Genomic DNA, 11,560 nt, shown 5'->3' on the forward strand with positions numbered 1-11,560 from the left:
TTCAATTATTATGGGTTCTATTCTGGAAGTTTTTATCCTCGTGAATTTTTAAACTCTGGGAGGTTAATTGTAAAGCAGGTTGAAAATTATATTTTTGATGATTTGAGGATTTTCCTTGCGAGAAAATTTGTTGATGGGGCAAGCTATAATATGTTAAGAAATTTAAAAACATATACTTCTTCAGAAGGGCTTAATATCTACATTGAAGCTATTGAAAGTGAAAGAACAAAGATAGAATCATGTATGAATATTCACGATCTTATGGCGTGCGAAGGTCATATTAGAAACGCGTATTATAATGCGTGGGACTTTATAATAGATGATGAATTTTTTGGATTTGATAGACGAACAAAACAACCTCCGGAAAACGCTATAAATGCCCTTATATCGTTTGGTAACTCAATGCTTTACACAACTGTGCTTAGTGAAATTTACAAGACGCAATTAAATCCAACTATAAGTTATTTACATGAGCCATCCGATAGAAGATTTTCTCTTGCGCTTGACATTGCTGAAATTTTTAAGCCAGTTATCGTTGATAGGTTAATTTTTAAAATTATAAATCGCGGGCAGATATCAAAGGAGCATTTTATAAGTGAATTAAATTTTTGTTATTTATCTGAAGATGGGCGAAAGCTATTTGTAAAAGAGTTTGATGAATTAATGAGATCAAGCATAAGGCACAAAAAACTTAACCGAAATGTATCGTATAGAGGTTTAATTCGACTTGAATGCTACAAATTAATAAAACACTTGTTTGGCGATGAGGTATATAATCCCCTGAAGGTTTGGTGGTATTAAAAATAAAATTAGTTTTAGGGCGATGTATTATATAGTTGTTTACGATGTTGAGGAAAAAGGGGTAAATAAGGTTTGCAAACTGTTGCGTAGATATTTGCATTGGGTTCAAAATTCTGTTTTTGAGGGCGAATTGAGCGAAGGGAAGTTCGCTGAGTTGCGGTTTAAACTTTTGCAAATAATAGAGCCCGAGGTTGACTCTGTGATAATTTATACTCTTCGGGATAAGTGGAGAGGTAGGGAGGTAATCGGGTTAAACAAAAATCCAGTTGATAATTTAATTTAGTTTTAAGCTGGCTTTGTGCCAGCTTTTTTATTTCATTTTAACATTCGTTATTACGTTTTCCGAGAACCTCGTTAATAAGTTAACATTTGTGATTTTGAATATCTGATTGATTTACAATCACTTTCCCCTGCTCTGACGCAAATCTTGACACATTGTCAGGGAGGTTCTCGGAAAAATCAAGGGTAAAAGTTAACACAAAAGGACTTGACTTTTGGGGTAAAATTTATTATATTTAAGTGTGTGAATTGGTTTATTTAAAGTTTTGTTTTACCGTGGGTGTGAATCGTACCTGTGAGGGATTGAAACCTCTTTAGCCCTGTTTCTATTCTCCTGCTCTAAACCAGTGTGAATCGTACCTGTGAGGGATTGAAACAAAGCAGTTTTAGAATTTGAACCATCAAGAGAACAAAGTGTGAATCGTACCTGTGAGGGATTGAAACTAGGTATCATAGCTGATACATACGAAGAAAAATACGGGTGTGAATCGTACCTGTGAGGGATTGAAACTTCTCGTCGAAAATGTAATGTTTCTTCATTTTTTTTGTGTGAATCGTACCTGTGAGGGATTGAAACTTGCTTGAATAGTGCCAGCGACATCAAGCTCCACTGTGTGAATCGTACCTGTGAGGGATTGAAACGCTTTTAGAAACAAACTCTCTTATGTATATCGTCTTAGGTGTGAATCGTACCTGTGAGGGATTGAAACAGCTTGCATACAACAGGAAGTTTTCAAACGCATTTAAGTGTGAATCGTACCTGTGAGGGATTGAAACTTTTTTTAAATGAATTTTGTTTTTGATTCACAATCTCGTGTGAATCGTACCTGTGAGGGATTGAAACTTGACGTAAATTTTCATACCTTTGTCAATTGCTCTCTGTGTGAATCGTACCTGTGAGGGATTGAAACGCGGAAGAAGAGTTAATTAACCCAATTTTGTAGCCCAGTGTGAATCGTACCTGTGAGGGATTGAAACATTGAAATTGATAATTGCCAGAACGCGTGCGATATATGGTGTGAATCGTACCTGTGAGGGATTGAAACTCTGATATTAATTAGTTTGTGAATTTGGATTGAAAATGTGTGAATCGTACCTGTGAGGGATTGAAACCAATAATACTTTTAGCTATGTTGCTGGCTTTACCATGTGTGTGAATCGTACCTGTGAGGGATTGAAACCCAATACTTCGTATTTCTCCATGTTGTTCCCTCTTTTTGTGTGAATCGTACCTGTGAGGGATTGAAACGGACAGCAGATACGAGGTGCTAACGTTGAAAATTCAGTGTGAATCGTACCTGTGAGGGATTGAAACTCTGTAAAAGCGAATGTAACGGCGTGTGTAAAAAAAGTGTGAATCGTACCTGTGAGGGATTGAAACTTATTTTCTCTTTCCGCTTCAATTTCAATTATATCTTGTGTGAATCGTACCTGTGAGGGATTGAAACGAAAGTTTTTCCGCTGGTGTTAATTCGTCAACTTCTGTGTGAATCGTACCTGTGAGGGATTGAAACTTATTACCCATATCTCAATCATCCTCCCTTTTTACGTGTGAATCGTACCTGTGAGGGATTGAAACATGCAATTGATGATGACACAACAAAATCAAATGCTCCGTGTGAATCGTACCTGTGAGGGATTGAAACGAGTATGTTGGATTTTTTCTTTTCGCTTTTATTAATTTGTGTGAATCGTACCTGTGAGGGATTGAAACTGCTTTGTTTGCTGTGCTGAAAAATTTCTGAAGACTGGTGTGAATCGAACCTGTGAGGGATTGAAACTTCCCATGCGGCAAGGGAAGGACATTTAAGAAGCAAAGTGTGAATCGAACCTGTGAGGGATTGAAACGCAATTTGTAATTTAATCATTTTTAACTCTTCATCAGTGTGAATCGAACCTGTGAGGGATTGAAACTTGAAGCTTGACCAGATTTGAAATACATATTCGTGACAGTGTGAATCGAACCTGTGAGGGATTGAAACACTAATTGAGCTTGGAAATTACCAGGACGCGTGCGATGTGTGAATCGAACCTGTGAGGGATTGAAACAAAACAGGTTTCAAATCCCTGGGGAGTTTAATAACTGGTGTGAATCGAACCTGTGAGGGATTGAAACCTTTTTTTGTAATGTTTCAATTATAAATCCTTTCAATTCACTTGTGTGAATCGAACCTGTGAGGGATTGAAACGTATCGTTGGGGATTTCAAATACCAAATAAAATTTCGTGTGAATCGAACCTGTGAGGGATTGAAACTTTCCCATACTCCTTTAAACCACTCCCGTTACAATTGTGTGAATCGAACCTGTGAGGGATTGAAACGTTTTTGCTATTTTTTTTACTTATTTTCAAAATACTGGTGTGAATCGAACCTGTGAGGGATTGAAACATTGCTTGAAAAAATGGGGGTTAACGATTTGGATTATGTGTGAATCGAACCTGTGAGGGATTGAAACTAAAATAATAATCGCAATCCAAACCCTTCACATCACTGTGTGAATCGAACCTGTGAGGGATTGAAACGCTTCATTTCAAAAACATCGTGGTGTTGCGTTGGCTTGTGTGAATCGAACCTGTGAGGGATTGAAACTGCAAAAAGATGGTAAACTTTTTGAAATTTTGACCTTGTGTGAATCGAACCTGTGAGGGATTGAAACAACTCCTCTTTAGTTCTTATATAAATTCCATTCTTGCGTGTGAATCGTACCTGTGAGGGATTGAAACCTTCAGAAGGATTGGTAGAAAACCTTGCCTTCCAAAATTTGTTAAAAAAATTAAACCTACTTTTATATCCAATCATTTTCCCTTTCTGATGTGGGGGAATGAAATTATAAGTCAGGTGAGTTTTTGACAAGCTATAAAACTTGACTTTTTTGTCTTTCTTTGTTATATTTTATTTAGATTAAATCTAAATAAATATAAGGCAGAATGAACAGATCCATCAAACTTTTCTTTGCTCTCATCTTGTTTAAGGTTGCGATGGCGCAGGGAACAAGTTATTATCTTATGGGAACATATGCTTACATTGAACTGCCTTCGCAAAATTTGAATCTCACTGCTTACAAATATCTAAAGGAAATTGAAATGAAACTTTCCGACTACCTTGACTCTTCAGAGGTTTCAAAGATAAATTTAAATGCTGGGGATAAATTTGTTAAGGTTTCCGATGTTACGCTTGAAGCGATAAAAAACTCAATTGAAATTTCTCGGAAAACATGGGGCTTTTTTGATGTTACATTTGGAGCTTTAACGATCAATGCTAAAAGGTTGGGTAAAATATCGGAAGATAGTGCCCGCAAACTTATTAACTTTATGGATATAATAATTTCTGGTGATAGTGTAATGCTGGCAAGAAAAGGAATGTCAATTGACCTTGGAGGGATAGGGAAGGGATTTGCAATTGAAAAAACATATAATTATTTGAAGATAAACTCTGGGTTTATCTCAATTGGTGGTGACATGAAGGTTTGGGGGCATAAAAGGACGCTTGCAATTAAAAATCCAATAGAAGGTGGTGCGCTTGTTCAAATGATCAATTCAAAAGATGTCAGTATTTCAACATCTGGAAATTACCTGAGAAAACATATTGAGACAAGAGATGATAAAATTGTTCAAATAACGGTTGCGCATGAAAACTCAACCTTTGCAGATGCCTATGCAACTGCTCTTTTCGCAATGTCAAAAGATTTGAAGGAAAAATTTTTGAGTGAAAATCCTGATGTTGGTGTTTTAATGCTTTATGAGGATGGTTCTGTTTTCATGAATAAGAAATTCAGGGAATTTTTTGAGGTAATAATTTTCAAAGATGCTGCTAAATATATTTCAAAAACAAAAAAGAGGTAAAGGGATGAGAACAAGCTTAAGGATATTGTTTTTTATAAGCATATTGTTCATGTTGATGTTTGATTTTTCATTCGCTCAATCAGAGGAGGAAAAAATTAAGCAAATTGAGGAGCGAATTAAACGCTTGGAGCTTGAGGTTTTGAAAATTAAAGATATAAATGAGCAAAGAGAGCAGATGGTTCGGGAAATTGAAGCACTCAAGGAAGAAATAAGACAACTTCGTCTTGAGGTTGCGATGCCGGAAATTGAATTGAAATCATATTTTGGGCTTGGTCCGGCTGCATCAAAAATTTATTATACCCCAAGGGGTCTTTCAATCGCCGGATATGGTGAGATAACCTATGAGAATTACATTGATAACTCAAAAATTGACAGAGGGGATGTGTTAAGATTTGTACCATACATCGGATATAAATTTACAGATAACATTATTGTTAACACTGAACTTGAAATTGAACATGCAGGAATTGGAAATGTTGGGAATAGAAATCCGGAGATTTATGTTGAGTTCCTGTATGTTGATTTTATTTTACATCCAAGATTTAACATAAGGACTGGTTTATTTCTTATTCCAACCAGTAGGATGAACGAGTTTCATGAACCGCCTGTTTATTTTGGGGTATTGCGTCCAGATGTTGAAAGATTTATAATTCCGACGGTATGGAGGGAACTTGGAGTTATGGTTTATGGTGAGTTCACAAAGGGGTTTTCTTACAAGGCTGGGATAGTGAATGGCTTGAGGACAGATTTGATAGGTGATTGGATTGCTGGGGGAAGGCAAAGAGGGGCAACAATCAATTTTGATAAATTTGCAGGAAGTTTTGGAGTTGTTTTTGAAGTTGTTAAGAATCTGACGCTTACCTCCTCACTTTATTATGGTGCTGGAAGTGATAAAGCGGGTGCAAGCGAGAGGGGAAGTGAAGACGCAAGATTTTCGCTTTTGACGACCGAGGGCGGAGTTCAACTTAAAAACTTATCTATTAAAGGCTTATTTGCATATGGCAGTGCAAAAGGCAATGATGTTTACAAAAGTCGGAGTGGAAGAGCAAGCAAGGTCTATGGTTGGTATTTGGAAGCGGGTTATAATTTAATTCCATTAATTAATCCTGAAACAGTCATCTCATTTGCTCCATTCGTAAGATATGAAAAGTATAATCTCAACAAAAATGTCTTTACGGGAAATTTAGATCCAACAAAAGATAGAAGTGTATTTACAATTGGGCTTGACTTTAAACCGCATCCTCAAGTTGTTATAAAAGCGGATTATCAAATTCGTAACACTGCATCCAATCTCCCCGCAGGTAAGGGAGTGGGGAAAGATGAATGGAAAATTGATCAGTTTAATATAGGGATTGGTTTTATATTTTAAATGTCATTGAAATTTCCCCCGAGTTTTTGGGCTTGGGGGATAAATTTTAAAAATTATTAAGAAGAGAAATGTTAAGTGTTTTCTTGTTAATTTTATTGCTTGCAATTCAAGGTAAGAAACCAGAAGAAGTTTTAAGTGAGATTTATCCTAATTCAAAGATTGAGATAAAGAATATTACTATCTCTGATTCACAGGCTGAGAAAGTTAAGGAGTTGTCGGGAATCAAAATTGAAAATAGGCTTGTTACATTTTATTTGGTTAAGGTGAATTCAAAAATCAAGGCGTATGCTTATGTTGATATTCATATCGTAAGAACTCATCCAGAGGTTGTATTGTATGTTTTAAATGAGCGTGGGGAGATTGAATTAATACAAATTCTTTCTTTCAAAGAACCGCCTGAATATATGGCAGATGATAACTGGCTGAGATATCTTAAGGGCAAGACAATAGGGAAAGATCTATTAAGATTAAGAAGAGATGTCCCGAACATGACGGGTGCAACTCTTACAGCTAAGGCAATAACTGATAACGCAAGGAAAGTCATAGCTTTGTGGAAAGTAATCTTTGAGGAGGTGAAATGAGATTTTTTTGGACTGGAAGTTTAAAGGGTTATAAACCAATTCGTATTGGCATTTTCCTTTTCACGATTTTTATTTTTTTATTTTGGGCTGGTGCTTTTGTCCATTTTGGATTTAAGTATGGTTACTCAGTTGAGAAAGTTGAAAGATATTTCTTCGGCGAATCTGATTTCCCGTTTGAGATTTCAATTGCTCAAATTTATGAAGAAGCACATATAAGTCTTTTTGTGTTTGCTCTTCTTTTCTTGTGTGTTTCCGCTTTAGTTATCTATTCGGGGATTGATGAAAGGTTTAAACTTGGGTTAATTTTGAGTTTGGCGATCTTGGTTATTTTGTATTCTTTTTCTGATTATATTGTTATTTTGCTTGGGCGGGGGTATGCTTTTTTGAAAATTTTTGTTTTTTTGCTTTTTCAATGCTTGATTTTTTTTGTCATTGGTGGTCATTTGGTTTAAAAGGTTGGAGAATCGTAAGGGTAATGGGGCATCAAAGTTTCTTGCAATTTTAATTTTTTCTTTTGCCCTCTTAAATCTTGCTTTTGTCGGCTTAAATTTTGCATTGTTTGAGAGAAAAATCGGATTTAGCATTTCAAATGTGGTTGATTATTATCTGGGTAATCCCGAAAGATTTATGAAGCCAAAATCGCTTTCTGGGCTTGTTGAGGTTTCATATTTTCATTTTCTGGCAATGGCTTTGTATTTGATAACGCTTATTCATTTCGTTTATATCGTTAGCGATAGGTTTAATATCGCTTTGACAATTTTTCTTTTTGTTTTTGCTTTTATTGATAATCTTGGTGGAATTTTGATTGTTATGTTTGGGCGGGCATTTGCAGGTGTTAAGTTATTTTCTTTCTTTTTATTTCAATTTTCACTTTTTCTGTCATCTCTGATTTTGATTTACAGGTTGATAACTTTGAAATTCAACTTCCCCAATCGCGGGCGTATCTGAAGTCAATGTTTATTGTCCTATATGAGATCTTTGCAATTATTGGTGGTCTTCTTTTGAATTGGTTTCTTTGAACCATAAGCTTTATCCTTTCTATTGTTTTTCTGTCAAAGCCAAGTTCAACCAGTTCATCATCCGTTTTTCGTTCATCAATCATAAAGTATAAAAGTTTATCCACAACTTTATAGGATAAACCAAGTTCATCTTCATCAGTTTGACCGATCCAGAGGTCTGCGGTTGGTTTTTTGTCAATTATTTTTCTTGGCACGCCGAGTTCTTCGGCAAGTTGCCATACTTGTGTTTTATAGAGGTCCCCAAGCGGGTTTATTGCGCTTGCCATATCTCCGTAGAGAGTTCCGTATCCGAGCAAAAGCTCTGTTTTATTGCTTGTCCCGATAACAAGAGCTTGTTCTCGTGCGGATAGATCATATAGAACTATCATTCTCATCCTTGCCATGACATTCCCGCGTCTTATTTTATCCATATCTGGAAATTTTTCAAAATAGGGGTCGCACATCGGGGTTATATCAACAAATTCACTTTTAATTCCAAGGTTTGAGATTACAAGTTTTGCGTCTTCAATGCTATCGGGTGAGCTTGTTTTATATGGCATTATTACACCGAGGACATTTTCAGGTCCAAGTGCTTCAGCAGAAAGGTAAGCCGAAACGGCTGAGTCAACACCTCCAGAAACGCCGATGACTCCTTTTTTGAGCCCGAACCTTGTTGTTTCTTTTCTAATGAAATCAACCAAAATTTTTCGGACTATTTTCATATTAAGCTTTAAATTCTTCGCTTTTTCAAGTATCTCCATTTTTGTCTTCTTTTTGTTTTAAAATGTCAGTTTTTTAAGATTCAACTAAACTTACTTTATTTTTAGTTTTCTTGTAAATTCTACCGCATTTTTCACATAAGGCTTTTCCTTTTTTAAAATTCAACTTTTCACCGCATTCACATACCCAACCACTTAACTTTGCGGGGACGCCAGTTACAATTGCATAATCTGGAACATCTTTTGTTACGACAGCTCCTGCGCCGATCATTGCCCATTTTCCAATTGTTATTCCGCAAAGAATTGTTGCATTTGCCCCAATTGTTGCTCCTTCTTTCACAAGTGTCGGAATCCATTTTCCTCCTTTGGGATATTTTGCTCTTGGGTTTAGGTCGTTTGTAAATACGGCTGATGGTCCAACGAAGACATAATCCTCAAGCGTTACAAGGTCATAAACCGAGACATTGTTTTGGAGCTTTACGCCATTTCCAAGCACTGCTCTTGATCCAATGAAACAGTTTTGTCCAATTATACAATTTTTCCCGATTTTTGCGCCTTTCATTATATGTGAAAAGTGCCATATTTTTGTCCCTTCGCCTATCTCACATGGTTCGTCAATTATTGCTGTTTCATGGGCATAGAATTTTTTATCCATCTTTAAGGTCATTCCATTATTTTGTAATGATTTCACCGCAAGCTCAAGGACTTTAAGGACATTCAAAGCTTCGTATCCATCCGTTAAAGGTTTTGTTCTTTTGTTAACACACTCAATAAAGTGGATGCATGCGTTTTTTAATGGTTCTTCATTTGGGATTTTAATTATTTCTGGGTTTGCTTTTTTAGCTATTGGTAGATTGCCTTCCCATTCAATTTTGTGGGAATAGAGGACGAGCTTATCTTCAGGTTCGGTATCATCAAAAACAGCCATTTTTTTTGTTCCGATGACGATAAGTTTCTGTTCTTTGTATGGATGAAGCCAGCTGACGAAGATGTGAGCTCTTATGTCGTTTTTGAATTCAAGATATGTTAAAGTGATATCGCATGGAATTTTGGGGTTTGTTTTTTTATCGGCGTCATTGGAGAAAAGATAATTTTCCCCAACGGATAAAATTTTGTTTGGCATTTCTCCTATGATTGAAAGTATAAGCGAAACATCGTGTGGTGCAAAGCTCCACAATATGTTTTCTTCTTTTCTAAATTTGCCGAAATTTAATCTATTTGAGTAGATGTATTTTATCTCACCAATTTCTCCAGATTGAATTAATTTCTTTAATTTTACGATAGCGGGATGATATTGAAGGACATGGTCAACCATAAGAATCAGATTTTTCTCCTCGGCGATTTTCACAAATTCAATGGCATCTTCAAGTTTTAGTGCAAGCGGTTTTTCAACGAAAACATCTCTTCCAGATAAGAGGAAAATCTTGGCAAGTTCAAAGTGCGTCTCTGATGGTGTAGCGATTGCGACTGCTTTTATATCTGGGTCATTTATAACTTCATCAATTGAAGTTGTATATTTTGCTGGGAATTTATTTTTTAGTTCGTCAAAATTTGTTCTGTTGATATCGCACACGGTTTTTAAAGCGCCGATCTCAAAAAAATTTCTCACAAGATTTTTGCCCCAACTTCCAGAGCCGATGACGGCGACGAATTTTTCCATTTTTATTCAGGAAATTTATTTAAAATCAAATTTATAAGAGTTGACCTGATGAAACCACTTTGAATTCCAAAAAGTGATGGGACGGGATAAAATTTGATTTCGTATTTTTCTTTTATTTTTGCTTTTTCTTTAGCGAAATCAATTGCTCTTTTTAACCCGCCAAGTTCGTCAACAAGTTTTAAATTCAATGCCTGTGTTCCTGTGTAAACTTTTCCCTGTGCTAATTTTTCAACTTCATCAAGCGTCATGTTTCTGTTCTCTGCGACTTTTTGTTTAAAGTTAAGGTAAGTATATTGAAGTGCGTTCTCAATGCCTTTTCTTTCAATTTCGGTCCAGTGCCTTGTGGTTGAGAACATATCAGAATGTTCGCCTTTTTTATAAGTTTCAATTTTTATTTTCATGTTTTCATAAAGTTTTTCAAGCACAGGTTTTGAATAAACAACCCCGATGCTCCCTGTTAAAGTTGCTGGATTTGCAAAAATTCTATCCGAGCTGCACGCAACATAATAGCCTCCGCTTGCTGCAACATTTCCAAATGAAATTATAACTGGTTTCTTTTTTCTTGCTTCCTTCAATGCAGTGTAAATTTCATTTGAAGCAAGTGCAGAGCCACCGCCACTGTTAACTCTCAAGACTATCGCTTTTACGCTTTTATCTTTTACAGCAGAATTGATTTGTTTGACAACTGTTTCAGAACCTGTTAATCTCTCATCAAGAAATGGAAATGGTAAAGGTGGTTGACTTTCACCTGTTACAATTGCGCCGTGGACTCCGATGACGGCAATTTTGGGTATCACGCCCCATGTTTTATCCCAGTATCTTCTTTTGTCAAGTTTTATCAGGTTAACATTTTCATCATCACGGTTGTTTGCAAGTTTATTTATCAATCTTTTAGCTTCGCTGTAGAAACCAATTTCATCAATAAGCCCGATTTCTTTAGCTCTTGGTGGTATCATTCCACCTGAAATCTCTTCAATGAGTTCTTCTGTGAAGTTTATATTTCTTGATCTTGAAATTTGTTCTATCATTTGTTTGTGAATTTCTTCAACAAGGGATTTTATCAGTTCGGCTTGATTTTGTGTTGCTGAATCCGTGTAAATTGAGTGGAAGGTTGATTTGTATTCCCCTGCGGTCATTGCGTCCCATTCAATTCCAAATTTTTCAAAAAAGCTTTTCAATCTTGATACATCTATAACGGCGCCATATCCGACGATCATGCCTTCGGGAGCTATGACGATTTTATCAGCGATGCTTGCAAGGTAAAGCTCATTAACCCCAACCATTTCACCGCCAAGGTAAGCGACAACAGGT

At 36.2% G+C, this 11,560-nt stretch carries 10 protein-coding genes and 1 CRISPR repeat array; of the genes, 7 read left to right on the forward strand and 3 right to left on the reverse strand.

The window, feature by feature from the left end; translation table 11 throughout:
* The 7 genes from cas1b to AT685_RS05375 form a co-directional block, all read left to right on the forward strand.
* On the forward strand, positions 1-801 hold an 801-nt coding region (cas1b, locus tag AT685_RS05345), incomplete at its 5' end, for a type I-B CRISPR-associated endonuclease Cas1b (RefSeq protein ID WP_072151842.1).
* 22 nt (positions 802-823) lie between these two features.
* Complete coding sequence (gene cas2, locus AT685_RS05350; RefSeq protein ID WP_072151843.1) at positions 824-1,084, forward strand: CRISPR-associated endonuclease Cas2; 261 nt, start codon at positions 824-826, stop codon at positions 1,082-1,084.
* A gap of 276 nt (positions 1,085-1,360) precedes the next feature.
* Positions 1,361-3,803: a CRISPR direct-repeat array (repeat unit 30 nt; unit sequence GTGTGAATCGTACCTGTGAGGGATTGAAAC).
* A gap of 204 nt (positions 3,804-4,007) precedes the next feature.
* Positions 4,008-4,922, forward strand: coding sequence for an FAD:protein FMN transferase (locus AT685_RS05355; protein WP_072151844.1), 915 nt, complete (start codon positions 4,008-4,010; stop codon positions 4,920-4,922).
* A gap of 4 nt (positions 4,923-4,926) precedes the next feature.
* Positions 4,927-6,291: a porin family protein gene (locus tag AT685_RS05360; protein WP_143713137.1), complete on the forward strand. Its 1,365-nt coding sequence runs from the start codon at positions 4,927-4,929 to the stop codon at positions 6,289-6,291.
* 68 nt (positions 6,292-6,359) lie between these two features.
* Positions 6,360-6,872, forward strand: coding sequence for an FMN-binding protein (locus AT685_RS05365; RefSeq protein WP_072151846.1), 513 nt, complete (start codon positions 6,360-6,362; stop codon positions 6,870-6,872).
* Entirely contained in the window at positions 6,869-7,324 is a 456-nt protein-coding gene (locus AT685_RS05370) for a hypothetical protein (RefSeq protein ID WP_072151847.1), read from the forward strand. The genes AT685_RS05365 and AT685_RS05370 overlap by 4 nt, the downstream gene beginning before the upstream one ends.
* A 4-nt stretch (positions 7,325-7,328) precedes the next feature.
* The gene (locus tag AT685_RS05375) at positions 7,329-7,820 is read left to right on the forward strand and encodes a hypothetical protein (protein ID WP_143713138.1); all 492 of its coding nucleotides are present in this window, start codon (positions 7,329-7,331) and stop codon (positions 7,818-7,820) included.
* On the opposite strand, the gene AT685_RS05380 is transcribed toward AT685_RS05375, so the two are convergent.
* From AT685_RS05380 to sppA, 3 genes are all read right to left on the reverse strand, one after another.
* Positions 7,792-8,631: an NAD+ synthase gene (locus AT685_RS05380; protein WP_072150762.1), complete on the reverse strand. Its 840-nt coding sequence runs from the start codon at positions 8,629-8,631 to the stop codon at positions 7,792-7,794. The genes AT685_RS05375 and AT685_RS05380 overlap by 29 nt on opposite strands.
* A gap of 34 nt (positions 8,632-8,665) precedes the next feature.
* A complete protein-coding gene (locus AT685_RS05385; RefSeq protein ID WP_072151849.1) occupies positions 8,666-10,249 on the reverse strand; it encodes a Gfo/Idh/MocA family oxidoreductase in 1,584 nt (527 codons plus the stop codon).
* Positions 10,250-10,251: 2 nt separating this feature from the next.
* A partial coding sequence (sppA, locus tag AT685_RS05390; protein WP_072151850.1) for a signal peptide peptidase SppA occupies positions 10,252-11,560 on the reverse strand: 1,309 nt, incomplete at its 5' end.

Origin of the sequence: Candidatus Kryptobacter tengchongensis (assembly GCF_001458555.1) — a bacterium.
Lineage (GTDB): Bacteria > Bacteroidota > Ignavibacteria > Kryptoniales > Kryptoniaceae > Kryptonium > Kryptonium tengchongense.